This is a genomic window from Bifidobacterium santillanense (assembly GCF_018555385.1).
In the GTDB taxonomy this organism is placed as follows: domain Bacteria; phylum Actinomycetota; class Actinomycetes; order Actinomycetales; family Bifidobacteriaceae; genus Bifidobacterium; species Bifidobacterium santillanense.
On record NZ_JAFEJS010000003.1, the window covers coordinates 206,730 to 227,417 of the forward strand.

The 20,688-nt window shown below is 63.4% G+C and carries 10 protein-coding genes; 5 read left to right on the forward strand and 5 right to left on the reverse strand.

Annotated features, from left to right (window positions below; all coding sequences use genetic code 11):
• The first annotated feature begins 476 nt into the window (after positions 1-476).
• Together JS528_RS04885 and JS528_RS04890 are read left to right on the forward strand one after the other, a co-directional pair.
• On the forward strand, positions 477-2,051 hold the full coding sequence (locus tag JS528_RS04885; RefSeq protein WP_214357956.1) for a glycoside hydrolase family 25 protein: 1,575 nt from the start codon (positions 477-479) through the stop codon (positions 2,049-2,051).
• A 676-nt stretch (positions 2,052-2,727) separates the two neighbouring features.
• Complete coding sequence (locus JS528_RS04890; RefSeq protein ID WP_214357957.1) at positions 2,728-4,887, forward strand: InlB B-repeat-containing protein; 2,160 nt, start codon at positions 2,728-2,730, stop codon at positions 4,885-4,887.
• Between the two features lie 257 nt (positions 4,888-5,144).
• Here the strand turns inward: JS528_RS04890 and JS528_RS04895 are convergent, their stop codons facing one another.
• Both JS528_RS04895 and JS528_RS04900 read right to left on the reverse strand, forming a co-directional pair.
• Positions 5,145-7,604 carry an InlB B-repeat-containing protein gene (locus JS528_RS04895; RefSeq protein WP_214357958.1) on the reverse strand — a complete coding sequence of 820 codons (2,460 nt, stop codon included), beginning with the start codon at positions 7,602-7,604 and terminating at the stop codon, positions 5,145-5,147.
• A 194-nt stretch (positions 7,605-7,798) separates the two neighbouring features.
• A complete protein-coding gene (locus JS528_RS04900) occupies positions 7,799-9,100 on the reverse strand; it encodes a hypothetical protein (protein ID WP_214357959.1) in 1,302 nt (433 codons plus the stop codon).
• Positions 9,101-9,325: 225 nt separating this feature from the next.
• Here JS528_RS04900 and JS528_RS04905 point away from each other — a divergent pair, with 225 nt between their 5' ends.
• Positions 9,326-10,795, forward strand: coding sequence for a CAP domain-containing protein (locus JS528_RS04905; protein ID WP_214357960.1), 1,470 nt, complete (start codon positions 9,326-9,328; stop codon positions 10,793-10,795).
• A gap of 13 nt (positions 10,796-10,808) precedes the next feature.
• Here the strand turns inward: JS528_RS04905 and JS528_RS04910 are convergent, their stop codons facing one another.
• The 3 genes from JS528_RS04910 to JS528_RS04920 form a co-directional block, all read right to left on the reverse strand.
• Entirely contained in the window at positions 10,809-12,920 is a 2,112-nt protein-coding gene (locus tag JS528_RS04910; protein ID WP_214357961.1) for an MFS transporter, read from the reverse strand.
• Between the two features lie 136 nt (positions 12,921-13,056).
• Positions 13,057-14,358, reverse strand: coding sequence for a hypothetical protein (locus JS528_RS04915; RefSeq protein WP_214357962.1), 1,302 nt, complete (start codon positions 14,356-14,358; stop codon positions 13,057-13,059).
• A gap of 98 nt (positions 14,359-14,456) precedes the next feature.
• Entirely contained in the window at positions 14,457-15,800 is a 1,344-nt protein-coding gene (locus tag JS528_RS04920; protein ID WP_214357963.1) for a DUF2142 domain-containing protein, read from the reverse strand.
• 199 nt (positions 15,801-15,999) lie between these two features.
• On the opposite strand from JS528_RS04920, the gene JS528_RS04925 reads away from it, so the two are divergent.
• Together JS528_RS04925 and phoA are read left to right on the forward strand one after the other, a co-directional pair.
• Positions 16,000-17,847, forward strand: a complete 1,848-nt coding sequence (locus JS528_RS04925) for a hypothetical protein (RefSeq protein WP_214357964.1) — start codon at positions 16,000-16,002, stop codon at positions 17,845-17,847.
• 211 nt (positions 17,848-18,058) lie between these two features.
• Positions 18,059-20,431 carry an alkaline phosphatase gene (gene phoA / locus JS528_RS04930; protein ID WP_214357965.1) on the forward strand — a complete coding sequence of 791 codons (2,373 nt, stop codon included), beginning with the start codon at positions 18,059-18,061 and terminating at the stop codon, positions 20,429-20,431.
• Positions 20,432-20,688 lie beyond the last annotated feature (257 nt).

Consider the following 20,688-nt stretch of genomic DNA (forward strand, 5'->3'; position numbering starts at 1 on the left):
CACCGTACGGTGCGGCGCCAAGACCGGATGATTGGTGTGATCGAGTGATCGCTCGTCATTGGCGCGATCCGGAAGAAACACGATCAGCCCATGATTCCTCGAGCATGGGTGCCAGATATCGCGTTCCGATATTCCGTTATATCGATGCCGCTCGCCCCAACGAACGATTCCCAGCGTAGGCGATTGCCGGAGGTACGTAACTCCGTAGGCCACGATGCGGCCCTACGCCCGACGGCATGCGAGCCCCCTTCGCCGCCGCGGCCGCGATGCGAATGGGGGATCGGTGGGTGGACATGGATCACAGACAACTGTCAGGACTGTCAGGTATGGGATGGTCGTGTGCGCGAACGCGTGCGATTGTTCACATTTTGCACAGAGTCATGGTCGGGCACCCCTTCGTCTCAAGGAACGTCGCTTAGAGTGGACAGCGGAAGATGCTATTCGCACCAAGGAAGGTCCAGGGGAAGAAAAGAACTATGTCCAATCTGGCGAAATTCATAGCCGCCGTATCCGCGGCAACGATGACGGCCACGTTCGCGCTGCCCGCGATCGCACAGCCGCTGCGCGACACGGATCTCGATGCGCCGACGACGGTGACGTTGCAGTCCCAGCCCGCATCCGACGACTCGACCGACGCGATGCCCGGCAATCCGGACGCGGAACTGCCCGACAAGGTCGCTTCGAGCATTCCGGATGATGCGACCATCGTGTCCGAGAACCATGCGGTCACCTCCGACGGCAAGCTCAAGGACATCGAGACCGGCAAGACCGTGACCGACCCCGAGCTGGTCGGCACCAAGACAGAGCAGCCCGATCCGCTCGCCAAGACCGACGGCGAGTCGTTCATCCCGGTCGAGGCCAGCGAGGTCAAGGACGCGGTGAAGGCCAGTGGTGATTCCGAGTCTTCCGCATCTTCCACCAAACCCATTGCCCTAGATAATAACGAGTATGGTGCGTACTGGGGTACCTACAACGGCACTCAGGCATTCTTCGAGGGAAGCGGCAAACTGTTCGTCCAGTCGGCCAAAGGGGTGGTCGACGTTTCCGCATGGCAGAAGAACATCAATTGGCAGTCCGCGAAGAATGATGGTGTGGAAGGTGCGATCGTCCGTATCGGCTACGGTTGGGGCAACGGACTGGACACCGAGGCCGCGCGCAACATCAGCACACTCAAGAAGCTCGGCATTCCATTCGGCGTATACCTTTATTCATATGCATATGACGCCACTACAGCTGCCAAGGAAGGTGCGAACGTCGTCAATCTGCTGCGCAAGCTTGGTGTGACTCCGAGCGATATGACGTTCCCCGTCTACTATGATCTCGAGCGTTGGTCTTGGACGGGTCATGTGCCCCCGACCGACCCCGATGTCTATGATGCGATCGCCAATGCTTGGTACGAAAAGCTGCAGGCTGCAGGCTACAACAACCTGTCCATTTATTCCTACACCTCATATCTCAAGACCGCGCTGAACTCCAGCAACATCTGGTCCAAGACCCGTTGGGTGGCCAGCTATGGCTCCAGAAGCGGCTTTTCCTTCTCCACGAACGATCGCGCTTGGCAGTACACGAGCAGCGGCACGGTGAACGGCATCACCGGCAACGTCGATCTGAACGCATTCGGGTACGCGCGCGCGATCGTCGAACAGGGAGCGGCCAATTCCGTGTACCGTCTGTACAACCCCAACAGCGGGTTGCACCATTACACGACTGTATATAATGAGGCGCTCACCCTCGCTACCATCGGTTGGCGATATGAAGGTGTATCGTTCTTGGCCTCGGATAGCGGATCACCTGTGTACCGTCTGTACAATCCCAATGACGGCAACCACCTGTTCACCATGCAGAATGGCGAACGGCTGATTCTCGCTTCGCAGGGGTGGAAGGATGAAGGCGTTGCCTGGTACGTGGATGCCAAGGCTGCCAACCCTGTGTATCGTCTGTATAACCCGAATTCCGGAGAACACGTCTATACAACGAACGCCGACGAGTATGAGCAGGTCGGTCAGGCCGGTTGGCAGCAGGAGGGCGTCGCTTGGCGCACTAATGGATGAGATGACCAGCAGTCGGAACAGATAGCGCAAGGGGCAGGCACCATTGCCTGCCCCTTCTTGTTGCTAAACCCCTCTAGAATGTCGTTAGCCTCCACAGACCTTGGCCTGTGGAGGCTAACGACACCGCGATGTCCCGAAAAGCGCAATGCATTTGCGTCATGCATTACAACTGCAGGTACAAAACCCGTGCTCGCACACAAATCCTGCGCCTGAAAAGAAGAGTAAGGTCGAACGTGGACATAAACGCGATCCTTGTGCGTGTTCGCTGTTAGCGAGCTCGGCTGCCTCCGAATGATGAGATGGACGTCAGTATGGCGACACGCCCACGTTATACGTGATCCTTATATGGTGCTGTAACACAGAGGAAACCGACAGGGACTCTCAATCTGACTGAGAGCTGAATGCTCACTGAGTGCGAAAACACTACGTAGAGGCTGCCGATACCGGCGGAAAACCACGCGAAAGCACTGGAATCAAGCTTTTCATGAGCTGGTAAAGATGAGGATTGCCTGACCGGAGAAGCAAGGGGAACTGGTAGACAACGTACAGCTTCGGAAGAAGGCTGAACGGACCCTAGGTTGACAATGTCCAAGGGGTAGGGGTAAAAAAGGATGCATTCGGGATGGAGAGAGTCTCCATGGAAAACCCGATGTCCCTAAAAGAAAGGTTCCTGAAGATGACAGGAAATACTAGCAAGTGGCGCGCGCCGCTCGCCGGCCTGGCCTCCGTCGCGATGCTCGCGACCATGGGCGTCGCCGCCAGCACCGCCAACGCCGCCGTGGGTGATGTGCCCGAGGTCAATCTTCATATCGACACGACTTACACGAACGCCAAGGGCTTCGGCGCCGACAAGGACGGCGTCAAGGTCGTCAAGGACGCCACGAACGACAACAACCTGAAGACGGAGCTGTACGGCGCATCCACGATGGCCGAGATGAACAACGTCAACTCCAAGTGGGTCTTCACCGGCTGGTACACCTCCCCGAACGCGGGCGAGGCCTACGACCCGGCGGCCGAGCTGTCCACGAGCGCCCCGAAGGACCTGTACGCGCACTACGCGCAGCTGGACCAGGCCGTTCAGGTCAAGCTTCCGACCTCCTCCGAGACGTCGTTCGCAGAAGGCTACTACGAGTCCAACGGCAACGCGTTCTACCTGAACCGCGCCGATTCGGTCGCCGCATGGCAGACCGCGACCGCCGACAAGAACAAGGGCAACCACAAGCTGTTCTCCGCCTATCAGGCGGATACCGACGGTGACGGCAACTACGAGGACGTGACGCTGTCCGGCAAGACCGGCGACGCCCTGGCCGACCTGATCTCCCCCGAGCCCGCCGGCACCGCGGTCCTCAGCCTGCGCGAGAACCTCGACACCAACGCCAAGGTCGTGGAGTACAAGATCAGCAGCCAGAACACCGCCAAGGGCTGGAAGCTGAACGGCGACGCCAAGGTCGACGTGCACGTGAAGGGCACCGCCCCGCAGCAGTCCGCCAGCAAGGACGGCGGCTACACCGCCTCCGCGTGGACCAACGAGGACACGAAGAAGGCCTGGGACTTCTCCGACCCGGTCAAGACCGACACCACCCTGTGGCTTGACATCACCGGCGCCGCCGCCACCTACACGGTGACGTACGAAGTCCAGACCTCCGGGGCGGCGTTCGGCGCGCTGAAGAACGACTCCTACACCGTCCAGGCCCCGGCCGGCGAGGCCCTGCCGTCCCACGAGGTTCCCGCCGCGAAGGAAGGCTACAAGTTCCTCGGCTGGACCACGGACTCCTCCCTCACCAGCGGCTCCTTCGTCAAGGACGTGAAGCTGTTCAACGGCACCGTCGACAAGGACCTCACCGTGTACGCGGTGTACGCTCCGGAATACGTCGAGGTGACCTACAACCTCGGCTACCCGACCGCGAACAAGACCTACACCACCCAGAAGTACGCCGAGGGCGACACCTTCAAGGCCCCGTCCGACCCGACCCGCGACGGCGGCTACGAGTTCCTGAACTGGACCCCGTCCATCAAGTGGCAGAACTTCACCGTGAACCTGACCCTCGACGGCCAGATCTGGTCCCAGGGCTCCGCCCCGCAGCAGATTCCGACCACGTACACCGCCAACTGGGTGCTCGGCACCAAGGAATCCCTCGCGGACTACGAGAACAAGATCCCGGAGAACTACCTCAAGAAGGACGCCGCCAACTACAAGAACGGTGACGACGAATCCCAGCCGTACTTCACCGCCGCCTCGTTCGACCAGTACGTCAAGGACTGGCAGACCTACAAGAAGGACAAGGCCGCCAAGGGCACCCTGTCCCGCGACGAGATCGTCGCCCTGATCAAGGAGCTGTCCGGCTTCCAGTCCAAGCTGGTCGAGACCGGCACGGCCCCGCTGTACCGCGCGTACAACAAGAACAACGGCGACCACTACTACACCAAGAGCAAGGCCGAGTACGAGGCCCTGGTCAAGCTCGGCTGGACCGCCGAGGGCAACAAGTTCAACGCCGTCAAGACCCGCGTCGCCAACACCGGCACCTACGCCGGCGATCCGAAGGCCGTCCCGGCGAACCTGGGCGAGAGCGTCTACAGCGTGTACAACCCGAACACGGGCGAGCACCTCCTGACCACCAAGGGCGAGGCCCAGTCCCTGGCCAAGGTCGGCTGGAACAACGAGGGCGTCAAGTTCTACACCCCGCAGAACGGCTCCGAGGCCGTGTACCGCATCTACAACCCGAACACCAACGGCCCCGCCCACGCCTACGTCGGCAAGGACGAAGGCACCAAGGTCGTGGCCAAGGGATGGAAGTGGGACAACAACGCCAACGCCGTCTACCACTTCACCAAGTGACAATGACCCTCACTCCTAGAGTAGAGCCATAACACATGCGAGGAGGTCTCCTCCCGGGGAATACCGGGAGGAGACCTCCTCCGTCGTATACGCGCGAATGAGAGCATGCGCGCGGAAAACAAAAGGGGAGGGTGTCCCGCAGGAACAGAATCCTGCGGGACACCCTCCTCGCGTTACGGACCGTTAGGGTCGGAACGGTGGGCCGGGAGCCCGGTCCCGTCGGCCGTCAGGCCGCCGGGGATCCGGACCCTGGGTGCTCACTTGGCGTAGGCCTTGAAGGCCACGCCCTCGTCGTTCCAGCCGGCCTTGACCGCGTGGTTCACCTCGGCCTTGCTCAGGGTGAACACGTGCTCGCCCGAGTTCGGGTTGTAGATGCGCAGCACGCTCTCGGACGCGTCCTTGGCCACGTACCAGGCCACGCCCTCGTCCTTCCAGCCGGCCTTGATCACGTGGTTGAACTCGACCTGGGACAGCGTGTAGAAGTGCGAGCCGTCGTTCGGGTTGTACGCGCGGTACACCGGCTCGGCCTTCTTGCTGGAAGTGGTCTGGAACTGCACGCCCTCGGCCTTCCAGCCGGCGCGCACCACGCTGGAGTACTCCGCGAAGCTCGTGGTGTACAGGTGGGAGCCGCCACGGGTCTCGTTCGGGTTGAACGCACGGTAGACCGCGACCTTACCGTCCGGCACATCCGCACCGTTCGACTTCACCAGCAGACCCTGAGCAGCCTCATACTTCGCCGCAAGAGCCTTCGCAGCATCGATCTTGTCCTGGCCCTCAGGCAGCGCATTGTACGCGGCGTACTCGTCCTCAAGGGCGTTGACCGCGGCCACGTAGGCCTTCGCGGAAGCGTCCGTGTAGCCGTACGCGGCGACAGTCAGCGCGTCGGAAGCCTGGTTCTTGTTACCGAACTGCAGCTTGAACTGGTTGCGGTAGCCCTCGATGCCACCAACCGCAGACTGCTTCCACTCAGCCTTCAACGCAGAACCGGAGAGGATCTTGCCGAACTTGGCGTCCTTCTCGTTGCCGTTCTTGATGGTGTACCAGTAGCCGTCGGACAGGTTGGCGATGAGCTGGCCCTCGCCCTTGGACACGACGGTGCCGTCGTCCTTCTGGGCGTAGGTGGTGGCGTCATCATTGCGCCACTGCAGGAAGTCGTAACCGTCCTGGGAAGGCTTGACGACGACATCAGCCCACTTCTGGCCGTCCTCCTTGGTGACCCACTTGACGGTGGTGTTGCCGTCGAACTTGCCGCCGTTGGCGACCAGCTTGATGGAGGAGGCGCCAGTCCACTTGGCGGTGAACGCGGTCACGTTCAGGGCCTTCCCAGCGGTGAACTTGGTGACGGTGTTGCTCTTGTCGACGCCGACGTACCAGCCGGTCAGCTTCTTGGCGGTGTACTCGCCCTTGGCGGCGTTCTGCTGAGCGGTGGTCTGGAAGTACTCCTCCCAGCCGTTCGGCAGGGTCACGGACTCGGCCGGGTTCACGAACAGGACCTGCTGGGCCGGGTTGCCCGCCCAATCCCAGTAGTCGAGGTTGAACAGCAGGGCGGAGACGTTCACGTCGTCCCAGCCGGCGTACAGGGTAACGGTGCGGGTCGGGTTGGAGAAGTTGCCCGCGACGGTCTTGGAGAAGTCGTACTTGACGGCGTTCGGGTTGCCGTAGGCCGGGCTGGTGTACCAGCCGGTGAACACGTAGCCCGCGCGCACCGGGGCGGTCGGCTCGGCGATCGTCTGGTCGGAGGTCGTCTTGATGTCATCCGGCGTGTACTTCGCGGTCCTGGGATCAAACTTGACGGTCACGTTCTGGGCGCCGGCGGAGGTGACGTTGTACAGGGTCGTGTCGGTGGTGCCGGCGTTATCGTCGTCGTTCTTCACCGGGGTGGAGAAGTCGTAGTCGGCGCCTTCGAGATTGCCCTTGACCTTCCAGGAGCCCGCCGCGAACGGGGCGCGGAACTCAGGGAACGCGTAGCCGTTCAGCGTGTAGAAGTCACCGGTAATCGGAGCGGTGTCGTTGACGGACTTGTAGAAGTCGACCTTGGCGAGGTCCTTGCCGGTGTTCACGGAAGGGACCGAGCTGTCGTACTTGGCGTAGCGGGCGTACAGCACGGTGTCACCGTTCAGCGCGGCGCCGGTGTACAGGGCGTCGGACGAGGAGGAATCAAGGGTGCCCTCGGTCGTCCAGCCGGCGAACTCGTAGCCGGACTTCGGGGCAGCGAAGGAATCGCCGCCGATCTCGGCGTACTCGTCGGCGGTCAGGCCGGTGCCCTTCGCGATGGTGATGGTCGTGTTGCCGGCCGTGGTCTTCGGGTTGCCGTCCTTGTCGAACGTGACCTTGACGGCGTCCTTGAAGTGGGCGTACAGCTTGACGTCACCGGTCACCACGTACGGGGTGGAGACCTTGTTGTTGCCGTCCTTATCGAACGACAGGTAGTCCAGAACCTTGTGGGAACCCGCGTAGGAATCGATATCGGAGGACCTCAGGGCCTCGCCGTAGTACTTCCAGAAGTTGTAGGCCGAAGCGCCGTCGTACGGCTTGGCGGCATCATAGACCTTGATCTCGTACTTGCCGCTCTTCACGACGGAGCCGAAGGCCGGCACCGTGCTCGGCACGCTGGACGCGGCGTTGGCGGTCGACGCGGCGACGCCCATGGTCGCGAGCATCGCGACGGAGGCCAGGCCGGCGAGCGGCGCGCGCCACTTGCTAGTATTTCCTGTCATCTTCAGGAACCTTTCTTTTAGGGACACCGGGACAGGAAGTACGAGCAAGATTGCATTCGCGACAGGATGAGCGGAATTAATCGGACATGTCCGATAACGGTGTCCGATGAAATGTCCGATTCAACGGCAGCAGCCCTCCATGTGCAATCCAAATACACATGGAGGGCTGCTGCGAAATCAGGCGTCAGGCGGACTCAGCGCTTCTGCGCGATGTTGACCACGGCGGACAGCGGGTGTCCGGTCGTGTTGGTGGATGGATCCACTGCGCTGAAACTGGTGTCCCATGTCCACGGCTTGCCGTCGGGGCCGTTGCCCGGGATGTTGGCCCGACCGTTGATCGCGACGTCCACGCCGTAGCTGGGTGCGCCATTCGTGCTGAACGGACCGTCTTCATCGTTGACGGTGCCCTGCTTGGTGATGGTGCCGTCGAGGCCGAAGTAGTCGTTGCCGTCGTTCCAGCCACTGATCGTGCCATAGGATGCGGCGCTGTCACCGGCCTTCACCGTCACGTTCCTGACCGTGGCGTTGATGGTGTCGCCGTTGCGCGCGGCGCTGCCTTCGACCGCGAAGATGAACGGGGCTCCCATCGTGGTCTTCGTGCGGCCGATCTCCTGATCGTTGACGAAGAAGCGCGCCGTGTTGTCCTTGTACCAGGACAGGCGCACCTTGACGTCCTGCCCCAGCGGGGCGGCCTTCAGATACATGTACTGCTTACCCGCGGGGCCGGCCTGGGTGGCGTGCGACATCACGTTCTCCACGAGGAAGACCGTGTTGCCCGGGTACTGCGGGTACGCGTAGTGGATGTCCTGCTCGTACTGGATGCCGAAGGACACGACCGATCCACCGCCGGACATGACGAGCTTCGCATGGTAGCCGGAACCGCTGCCGCGCAGGTTCATCACGCCTTCGACGGATGCATACGCACCGTCGTTCGTCTGGGTCTCGGCGGGAGCGGCGGAACCACCGCCGACGCCGTACCAGCCGATGCCCTCGTCATGCCAGCCGGCGCGGATCAGATTGTCGCGTTCGCCGGCGTTGGTGGTGTAGTTGTGCGATCCGGCGACCGCATGGGGGTTGTACTGGCGGTACAGCGGAACGCGCTTCTGCGTGTCGGAGTACCAGCCGATGCCCTCGTAGTTCCAGCCGGAACGGACCAGGTTGTCGCGTTCGGCGGCGTTCGCCGTGTAGTGGTGGTCGCCGGCGTTCTTGTTGTACAGACGGTAGACCGGAGCGTCGGACTGGGACGGGGCCTGCCAGCCGATGCCTTCGTAGTTCCAGCCGGCGTCGCGCAGGGTCTCTCGCTCCTGCGTGCTGGCGGTGTAGAAGTGTTCGCCGGAGTTCGGATTGTACAAGCGGTACATCGACACCGTTCCGTCGGCCGCGGACGCCGTTTCGGGCGCAACGGCCCCCGGTGCGACCGCCAGCGCGACGGTCGCCGCGGCGGCTACGGCAAGTGCCGTGATTCTACTGGTTTGGCGCGCGAATACATGAGACATATATGTACCCCTTAACTTCATCGTCTTCCTGTGCAGCGTCATGCTGACAGCACCAGTGTAGACTTTCCTCCCCGCCGACTTGCTTGTGGTTTCGCCTTCGGGACGGCGGCGGCGCATCCGAGATCCGACGCCCCGGTATGTCCTGAGTTGTGCCGTGACGGAATGGCGGGAGGCCTCTTCGCTGATGCGTTTTATACTGGCGCTCGAAGCAGGAAAGGAACGGCCATGGGAATCGCTAGGCATTTCGGGAAACGCATCACCTCGTTCATCACGGTCATCGTCATGCTCTTCGGCATGGCATCGGCGCAGGGCACGGCGATGGCGGGCGAACCGGCGACTCCCATCGTGGCCATGGCCGCCGAGGCCTCGTACGTGTCCGGCCTCGGGGTTGAGCTCGGCGGCGGCACCACCGTGTATGCCAACGAGACCCTGAACCAGAAGGACGTGTACTCCAAGGCGCTCGCCCATGTCATCAAGTGGCGCCGGGACGCGCTCAACGACGGCCGCATCAAGATCGAGCGGACTGTGGACGGCGTCACCTCCAGCTGGAGCGTGAAGGAGTATCTGTCGAAGATCGGCATGTCCGAGCAGGAGTATCTGTCGCCGAAGTGGTCGAACGCGTTGGAGCGCATCGCCGTGCAGCGCGCCGTGGAGGCCGCGGACTACGACCTGCACCATACCCGTCCGAACGGGTCGAGCTGCTTCACCGCGACGTACAACGGCATCGGCGCCAACGGCGAGATCCTCGCGTGGGGCGGCAGCGACATCGTCTATGCGATCGATTCGCAGTGGGCTTCGGAGAAGCAGGACTACATCAACCATCTTTCGGGCAAGGACACGGGCGAGACTGGCCACTACACGCAGCTGATCGACCCCGCCGTCCGGCGATACGGCTTCGGGCAGGCGTCCAGCCCCGACTGGAAGCACGTGTTCGCCGGCGAGACCTCCTCCGGCAACACAGCGGACACCTCCACCGAGCCCACCAACTGGGAGGGCGCCAGGACCGTCGAGGTCAACGTGTCTGATTCCCTGCTCAACAGGGGCGTGATGTCGAATCTGCCGGTGATGGTCAACGAGGGCACCTCCATCCAGGCCACGGCGTCGCTCGTGTATCTGTCCGGCAGGTACGAGTTCCGCGGCGCATGGACGTCCTCGGATTCGTCGGTGGCCAGCATCACCGCGGGCGGCGATTTGAAGGCGCTGAAGGCGGGAATCTCGACTATCAAGGTCTCCGGGCAGGGCAAATCGTACATCTTCCCGATCCAGGTGCAGGCGGCGTCCGCCGTCACGAAGCAGCCGGTGTACCGCGTGTACAACCCGAACTCCGGACTGCACCACTACACGATCTCGGCCGGGGAACGCGATTCCTTGGTCCGTCAGGGATGGCGCGACGAGCACGTCTCGTTCAACGCCGCGACCGGTTCCGCGAACCTGACGCCCGTGTACCGCGAGTACAATCCGAACGACGGCAATCACAACTGGACCATGAACAAGGCGGAGCATGACATGCTGGTCCGTCGCGGCTGGCGGAACGAGAACATCGCCTGGTACGTGGACGGTTCGGCGACGACCGACGTGTACCGTCTGTACAACCCGAACTCGGGAGAACACGTGTACACCACGAATCGTGCGGAATACGACAGTGTGCAGCGCGCGGGCTGGCATGGCGAGGGAGTCGCCTGGAAGAGCCTGTGACAGGTGAAAGCCGTCACCGTTTCGGATGGTGATGGTGGTTCTTCCTCGCCTTGTTCTTGCTGACCTTACGAGGCCCATGCGGATGCGCAGGTGAATCCGGCGTCTCCGGCTCCACCGCGGGCCATTCGATTTCCACGGGCCGGCACAGCACCGGCGATTCCGCCATGCTCACGGTCAGCCACTTCAGATAGCTGCGCCAAACGAGCTTCGCGGTCTCCACGACGCTCTGCAGCAGGAACAGGCAGGCGGCGATCTCGAGAATCTGCACCAGAGGGGTGATGCCCACGGTGTAGAGCTTGCTGTGCAGGTGCATGAGGTCGTCGCTGGTCGGGTAGGTGATCCACGCCGTGGCCAGGATCAGCGCGACCGCACAGACCCCGAAGGACAGGAACAAGCCCCACAGCGCCATGCCCCTGCGGTTCCAGTCGCGGCTGACACGCCGCAGCGGCCATGCCAGCATCAGCAGCAGAGACGCCACCAGAGCGGCGATGCCGAGATTGACCAGCGTCGGCGCATACGCCTGGTATCCCTCGATGATGCGTCTCGCCTGGGCCACGTATGGGCGCTGCCTCTTCACCGTCGGGTCCTTGACCGAGGTGGGGAGTTTCTCGCCGATTGTCTTGTCGACCGTCGCGCAGCGTTTGGCCAGCTTCCGTCTGGTAAGCGACGCGTCGTCGCCCGGGTCCGTCGAGCACACGTATTTCGAGGGCTTGTTGATGGTGTAGCCGTCCCAGTACAGGACGCTGTTCGCGGAGGTCTGGAACGAGGGGCTCATGCTCCATATCTGATCGAGCGTAAGGGGCCCCAGGGAGGCCGACGGTGAGAACCCCTTGGTCTGCTGCGGCAGATGCGCGGCGTCGATCTCCTGATTGACCTTGTGGAAGAACCGCTGGGTCTCCTTCTGATTGCGGAACAGCCGCAGGGAGGCGATGTCCCAGTGCACAGCCCATACGCCCATGTCCTTGGTGGCGGTGCCGTCCCACGAGCCGGAGCCGAGGAACCCCTCCTCGTACATGTACCACAGCAGCGCCGGCTTCGACTGGAGCGTCGGCGAGATCTCGTATACGCGTTCGATCACGGAGCTCGGCGCCCACTGCTTGATCGTACGGTCCTTGCTGCGGATGTTGTACAGACGCTGGAAGAATCCGGCGATCTCCCCCTCGGTGCGGGAGGAGGCGATCGAGACGCCGTAGTTGTCCACGTTGACCTGACGGTATGCCTTGTCGCTCTTGTCGAACACGACGAGCGGCGTGGCCACGATGGCCAAGGCCGCGATGACGGCCACCAGACGCACGACGATATGCCTACCGTCCCGGACGAATGCGGTGCACAGGATGCCGACGACCGATACCAGCAACGCCGCTCCCGCCATGGGGGCGAGCCAGATGCTGGACTCCTTGATGAACCAGAAGAACGCCCATACCGCGCCCAGCGCCAAGCCGAGAGCGACCTGCAGCGCCCATCGCGCCACCCACTGGCCGAACCGCCAGGACAGCACCCACCATCGCCGGTCGAACGGGGACCGGGCGCGCGGCAGGAATCCGGCGGCAAACGCCATCGCCAATCCGGCCAGCAGCATGACGATTGGCGGCAGCAGAGCCTCCCTGTAGATTCTGATGCCGGACACATCCTCGAATGCGGTCGGCGAGAACAGCAGGAACAGAAACGCCAGATGCCAGAACCACACCGGCGGCCGCCATCCGCGCACACCCCTTGCGTCGGCCTTGCGGCTCGGAATACGCGTAAGACGACGCCACAGCCGCCACAGGCCGAACGTCGCGACGAACGCGCCTATGACGTACAACCCGGTGAACGCGGTGCGGTAGGGGATCCCCTGATCTCGGATGGCGTTGAGGAAATAGGGGAAGGACATGGTCTTCGCCAATGCGAACGCCTTGTCCCAGGCCGTGACCGGGTGGAAGTGCCGCTCGAGCTGCGCGTATTGGATGAGCAGCCAGTCATCAAACAGATTGCGCGTGCTCCTGTACCCGTCCAACGGCAGGTTGTGCCCCAGGTTCCAGCGGATGAGCACGGCCTGCCAGGACAGCCACGTGCAGATGACGGCCTGCAGCAACCACCATACGCGCCTGAGCACGTTGGCCCGCAGGGCCGCAACATCAGTCACCTGCACAGATGTCTCCCGTGATGTTCCTCGTATTACTGGTGTAGGGAATTCACGGCGACGCGAAACCCACTGGAAAATGGATTATAGGGGGGATGCGGCGACATACAGGCGCCCGCCTGACATGCCGCCGCACACATCACCACTCGGAGTCGTCGTCGGAGGATTCGCGGTACTGGGCGATGTTCGCGATGGCGGACAGCGGGTGCCCGATTTCGCCGGTGTTCGGTTCGACGGTCTCGAAGCTCGTGTCCCAGGTCCATGGCTGACCCTGCGCGTCCACGCCCGGGATGTCGGCCGTACCGCGGAACACGAAATCGGCGCCCTGCACGTGGCCGCCATGCGTGAAGTACGGCCCCTGCTGGTCGATCTTCGCTCCGTACTTGGAGATGATGGCGTCCAGACCGAAGTAGTCGTTGCGGTCGTTCCACTCGCCCATCGTGCCGTACGAGGAGGAGTCGTTGCCGACCTTGATGCGCACGTCATGGATGCCGGCGTCGATGGAATCGCCGTTCCTGGCCACGCTGCCCTCGGCCGCGAAGATGAACGGGCGGACCAGACGGGTCCTCGTGCGCACGATCTCGAGGTCGTTCACGTAGAACCTGATCGAGTTGTCCCGATACCAGGAGATGCGCACCTTCACGTCCTTGTTCAGCGGGGCCTCGTCCAGGTACAGGTACTCTTTGCCCTCGGGGCCCGGCTCGTCGGAGTGGGACGTCACGTTCTCCACCAGGAACGCGACGTTGGACGCGAGACGCGGGTACGCCAGATGGATGTCCTTCTCGTACTGGATGCCGAACGAGACCACGGCGCCCTTGTTGTCCGAGATGTCGATCTTGGAATGGTAGCCGGTGCCGGCGCCGTCAAGCCTCATATAGCCCTCGATGGAGGCGTACGAGCCGTCCTTGTCCATCGTCACGGCCTGCTGCGCCTGACCCTTGGCCACGGCGTACCAACCGACGCCCTCGGCGTTCCAGCCGCGGGAGACGAGCATATCGTCCTCGGCGGCGCTGGTGGTGTAGTTGTGCGCGCCAGAGACCGCGTTCGGGTTGTATTGGCGGTACAGGGGCACGCGCTCGTCGTCGTCCGAATACCAGCCGATGCCCTCGTAGTTCCAGCCGTGCTCGACGAGGTAGTCGCGCTCGGCGGCACGCACGGTGTAGTGGTGGTCGCCCGCGTTCGGGTTGTACAGACGGTACACGGGCGTGTCGGACTCCTTCGGAGCCATCCAGCCGATGCCCTCGTCGCGCCAGTGCTCGTAGAGCAGGTGCTCGCGCTCGTCGGGGTTGGCGGTGTAGAAGTGCTCTCCGGAATTGCGGTTGTACAGACGGTACATGGGCGTGGTTCCCGAATCGGCCGCCTGTGCGACGCCCGACGCAGCGGTCTGCGCCACCATGCCGAGGGACGCCATCGCCGCCACGGCGGCGAACGAAGCGCACATCCTTCTCGCCATATCAAACATGCTGTTTCCCAATCTCTTCCCTCTTCTCGGACGGCCATAACCGCCGTCTCACGACAGTGTAGCCGTTCGCGCCGAATTCAAGCGGCGTCATCCGTCTCATTCCGCCGTCCGCCGACGACAACGGAACACAGCAGCAGCGGCGCGAGGGGTAGCAGATACCGTCCCTGGAATCCTTCGACCTCGCCTGTGAGCGGCAGATCGGGCATGTCCATCCACGTCGCCATCAGGGACGCGTAGATCGCCGTCAGCACCGCCACGGCGACGATGACCGCAATCGCGGCATACCGATACGATCGCCACCATCCCGCCAGATCATCCGGAGGATTCGTCCGACCGGCGTTGGCGGTGGCCAATATCCATCCGCCGACCACCGCCGCCACGGCGAGCGCTCCGACGCCCGGAAGATCGGGAATGGTCTGCGGCAGCTGGCAGATGTTCCATAGGATGATCTTGAGCACGCGAATCGGGTAACGCGTCATGAACGCGATATTGTCCCCGACGTTCACTCTGGCCAGCATGCCGCCGAACCGGGCGTGCCAAACCAGATACGGCACCGCGGCCAACACCGCGACCAGCGCAGCGAACACCCCCTTGCGCCTCCAGGACAGCACGGCGGCGGGCAGTGCCAGCGCCAGAAGCGCCTCCGCCGCATACACCCCCTTGCAGGAGAACAGCAGCACGGCGGACGCCGTCAACCCGGCGAACTCGATGAGGGACAACCGGCTGCCGCGATCCGCGAAACGCAGCACCAACGCGACGAAGCACGCGCTGATGCCGATGTACGACGCATCCGCCATGAGACTGGACGAGATGAACGCCGTCTGGGGGATCACGCCAATCAGCACGAGCAGGAACTTGCCGCGCGGCGCGAGCATGATCGCCAGCGAGAACAGCATCAGGAACATGACGAGATTGGCCTGGCGCCCCATCTGCCAGCTGTCGTACGGGGAATGCCCGGTATGCATGCCTATCGCAAGCCCTATGCCTTGGGGCAGATACGCGATTGGCACGTACTGGTTCGACCGGTTGCGCATATGGGCGTTGGGGATGGTGACGGTCCGTGGCGTTTCCCGGTTCGCGCCCTGCTGAAGCGCATCATGCTTGTCCTTGGTGAACGGCTCGTCGAGCAACGAGGAGACCAGCACGTTCCTGAAGTTCTCGTTCTCCAGATAGCGCGAGTCGCCGACGAGCGGCTGGACCTTGACCGGGTTGCCGTGCTCGTCGGTCTTCGTGACCGTCGGATTGAACACCTGTCCGGTCGCCACCGCGTAGGAGGTGGTCGCGTGCAGGTCGGGGTCGGGCATGGTCAGAGGGCCCACGGCATGCATGTAGTACGTGCCCTGCAGCATGGCGAGCACGAGGAACACCAGCACCGGTGCGAGATTATGCACCGCGAACCGTTCGATCCGTTGCCGCCGCATGCTGCAAACCCCCTACGTTGGCGTACAAGACAGCCCTCATCATAGCGGTGATGCGCGCGGCGGCGCATCGGTCTTCATCACATGATTACGTTTCGCATTTCCGCCGCGGAGGCGAGCCCGAAACCATTCAGGAGTAGCGTTCGCCTTACTGGGCGGATACGGGTTCCGCCCGTGATGGAACGAAAGGGGTTCCGAAGAGATGAGAAGATTGGGAAAGATAGCGGCGCTGCTGGTCGCGGTCGGCACGATGTTCGCCGGCGCGTCCGTGGCCAACGCCGATGAGACCTCCAAATACGAAGCCGTCAAGATTACCGGCGTGCAGATTGAGGACGTGGGCGCCCACACCGCCGGTCTGAAGGTCAGCTACACGGTCGATCCGGCGTATAGGGACCAGATCAAGTCGATCTGCCCCGTCGCGTACCTGTACGACATCACCTCCATCAGGTTCAACAACCCCAAGAACGAGCAGCTGGACATCGCCTCCGCCGGCTTCCCATGGGACGCGGACTGCACCGGCATCCTCGACCCCGACGTCACCCAGTCGGACTACGAGAGGATGTACGGCGAACGCACCTGGAACTACGCATACAACGGCGACATCAGCGTCGACGTGACCGGTCACCGCTGGACGCGTTTCTACCAGGACGCGTGGGACACCGACAAGCGCCCCACCAGCGGCACGTTCGACATGACGCTGGTCGGGCTCGAACCGAACCATTTCTACGGCAACCGCAACGTGGAGACGGACTGGCACTACAGTGATTGGGACACAGTGATGTCCTGGGTGTTCGACAACAAGGACAAGGCCGGGCAGACGGTGAGGACGGACATCCACCAGCTGTCCGTCGGCGCACGCGTGGAGTACACGGACGGCACGAACAACAGCCTCTCCGGCGAAGAGGACCATGGCGCGGCAGGACTGAACGCCGCCAGCGTGCCCGGCTTCACCACCATCGCCGAACCCAAGACCCCCAGCGAGCAGGAGCTGCTCGGCTCGTCCAAGAACGGCGTGACCCCGCAGGACGGCAACGCGAAGCGGGACTCCGTGTACCGCCTGTACCTCAAGGATCTGTCCGCCACCTGCAAGGCGCAGCTCGAATCGGGCGTGGATCCGTGCGTCTGGTACGGATACATCTACTCGACCCCGACCAGACTCACCAGCCCGACCGGCGCCCCCTACCTCGGCGTTCAGAAGGACGACAAGGCGACCGATTCCGCCAAGCAGTACTACGTGGACGTCTACATCCCCAAGACCGTCGCCGACGGCGAGCACAGGATCCTGTTGACCGACAACCAGGGCAAGTCGCAGGGATGGACGCCCGTCACCGTGGGCGAAGCCGATTCGGCCGAGACGACCGCCGGCAGGCTCTACGACGAATGGGGCGACCCGATCGTCGACGAGTCCCTGCAGAAGGGCCGTGGAGAGCTCACCGACCCCGCCACGTACACCAAGGAGTCGCTCGCCGCGTACAAGACCGCGCTCGCCGCGTTCGCCCAGAAGCTCAGCGGCATACAGCAGGACGCGCTGAACTCCACGGACAGGACGTCCGCCGTCGCGCTGCTCGCCAAGCAGGAGAACCTCAACGACCTGTACGCCGAGCTCGACAACGCGCATGCCAAGCTGGTCAAGGCCGTCAAGGAGGTGACCGTGTACCGCCTGTTCAACCCGAACGAGACCCGCGCCGGATCACACCACTACACCTCCAGCAAGGCCGAGATCAAGCATCTGGTCTCCCTCGGCTGGAAGGACGAGGGCGTGGCGTTCGTCACGGTCGAGTCCGGCAAGCCCGTCTACCGCGCGTACAACCCGAACGACGGCTCGCACTTCTACACGCTGAGCAAGACCGAGTTCGATCATGCGGTCAGGGCCGGCTGGCACGACGAGGGCATCGGCTTCCACGTGTCCGACGATGCCAAGGTGCCGCTGTACCGCGTCTACAACCCGAACTCGGGCGAGCACTTCTACACCGTCAGGGAGGCCGAGGTCAAGTTCGACGTCGCCCACGGCTGGAAGAGCGAGGACATCGCCTGGAACGTCATCAAGTGATGTTCCGGTAGGCCTCTTCACCGGCCATTCCGAGTGGGCGTTCCGCCGAGCCGATGCTCCGCGGAACGCCCACTCGTCGTTGATGCGTCTCCCGATTGGTTCCAAGAATTCACCCAAATATCCCCCAGCCACCCCACAGCCGTCGCCCGGCGTACGCGTGTGAACGTTAACGTGAGTCCCGTACTGCAATCGGGAGTACGAAAGGACAATTATGGGGAAGCACAATGGCCTGAAGGCGGCGGTGGCCGCTCTGGCCGCGGTCGCCACGCTCGCGGGTGTCGCGGGCACGGCGAACGCCGCGGAAGGCAAGGATGTGGCGGCGCTGTCCGTCCACGGCGGCGCGCAGCGCATCGCCGCGGTCGGCTCCAAGACCGCGAAGAACGTGATCCTGTTCATCGGCGACGGCATGGGCGATTCCGAGATTACCGTGGCGCGCAACTACCTGCACGGCCTCAACGGCAGGTTCGAGGGCATCGACCGCCTCGGCCAGCCCACGCAGGGCGTCGAGACCGGCGTCGGCCAGTACACCACCTTCTCGCTGGGCGCCAACTCCAACGACGGCCTGCTCGCGAAGAAGGCCGACGGCACCCTCGCCGGCTCCAAGACCGCGGGCGTGCTCACCCCGGTCACCGACTCCTCCGCGTCCGGCTCCGGCTGGGCCACCGGCACGAAGACCTACAACAACGCCGTCGACATCGACGTCAAGGGCAACCCGCAGCTCAACCTCATCGAGCTCGCCAAGGCCGCCGGCAAGGCCACGGGCAACGTGACCACCGCCGAGATCCAGGACGCCACCCCGGCCGTCCTCGAATCGCACTCCTCCGAGCGCGCCTGCTACGGCCCGCAGGGCAAGTGGGACGGCAAGACCGACACCAACAAGGACGGCAAGGTCGACGCCTCCGACGGCAACCAGGCCAAGAACTGCCTCGCCGACCAGCTCAAGGTCAACGGCGGCATCGGCTCCATCTCCGAGCAGCTGCTCGACACCCGCGCCGACGTGACCATCGGCGGCGGCGCCAAGTACTTCAACCAGTTCGGTCTCGACGGCAAGACCCTGTGGGATCAGGCCGCGGCCCGTGGATTCCAGACCGTCAAGTCCGGTGACGTGAACGGCTTCAAGAGCCTGTCCGCCGCCGACCAGACCAAGCCGGTCCTCGCCCTGCTCGGCGACGGCAACCTGCCGACCGAGTTCAACCCGTCCGTCGCCACCAAGCAGGACCCGAAGAAGGACGAGAACCCGACCACCTGCACCGTCAACCCCAAGTGGCTCGGCAACAGCGGCGCGTCGCTCGCCGACTTCACCAACAAGGCGATCGACCTGCTGCAGAACAACAAGAACGGTCAGCAGAACGGCTACTTCCTGCAGGTCGAGGGCGCCTCGATCGACAAGCAGGACCACAACGGCAACGCCTGCGGCCAGATCGGCGAGACCGACGACCTCGACAAGGCCATCTCCGCGGCCCTCGCCAAGGTCGACCTGAGCAACACGCTCGTCATCGTCACCGCCGACCACGCCCACACCTCCCAGATCGTCGAGTCCCAGCCGATCTACGCGCTGAGCACCGTGCTCAAGAACCGTGACGGCTCCAAGACCGTCATCTCCTACGGCACCTCCGAGGACGACCTGTACGGCAACGGCAAGGACACCAGCGACGACGTCGAGGGCAAGGCTGACCCGAGCAAGGCCCAGGGCAACATGAGCCACACCGGCACCCAGCTGCGCATCGCCGCCTCCGGCCCGAACGCCTCCCGCGTCGACGGCCTGACCGACCAGACCGACAACTTCTACACCATCGGCAACGCGCTGGGCCTGGCCACCAGCACCGAGGCTCAGAAGCAGCTGTCCGACGGCGCCCAGGTGAGCGTCGAGGGCAAGGACGGCGCCTACACCGCCAAGGCCACCGGCTTCAACGGCGATGCGGTCCTCGCCTACCAGCTGACCGACGCCAGCGGCAAGGTCGTCGACAAGTCCGCCTCCACCACGCCGCTCTCCGGCGTGCGCGTCCAGACCGCCGGCACCACCGAGATCGCGCTGAAGAACGCGAAGCAGGGCTACAAGCTGACCGTCACCGGCCGCCAGTCCGGCAAGACCGTCACCGTCACGCTCGGCGAGGGCGGCCAGACGCCGACCACGCCGTCCAAGCCTGACGTGCCGGAAGGCCGCGTGGCCGTCTACCGTGCGTTCAACCCCAACGAGACCCGCGGCGGCTCCCACCTGTACACCACCAGCTACGACGAGTACTCCGCTCTGGTGCGTGCCGGATGGACCGGCGAAGGCGAGCAGTTCCAGACCACGAACGACGAGAAGGCCAAGCCCGTCTACCGTCTGTACAACCAGAACGATGGCTCCCACCACTACACCCTGAGCGAGAAGGAGAAGAACAACCTCGTCAAGGCCGGATGGAAGTACGAGAAGATCGCCTGGTACGTGACCGACGACGCCCCGGACAGCGTGTTCCGCATCTACAACCGCAACTCCGGCGAGCACGTCCTCACCCTGTCCAAGGCCGAGGTCAACGCCGCGGTCAAGGCCGGATGGAACGACGAAGGCGTTGCCTTCAAGGCCTACGCCGTCAAGAAGTGATCTGATTCCCTGACGGCAGTCAGGCACTGAAAAGGCGCTTACCAGATTTGGTGAGCGCCTTTTCATATCTGCAGTATGACTAGTCGCGCGGATACCAGTGGGGAATCTTGTTACCGGGCTTGTACGAGCAGACGTAGATCTTGCCGTACGCCGTGCCCAACTGACCGGCCTCGGCCTTCTTGCAGTACGCGCCCGGCGTGACCTGCTTTCCAGGCAGCGTCGGAGTCGGGTTGGGGGTAGGCGTAGGAGTGGGGGTC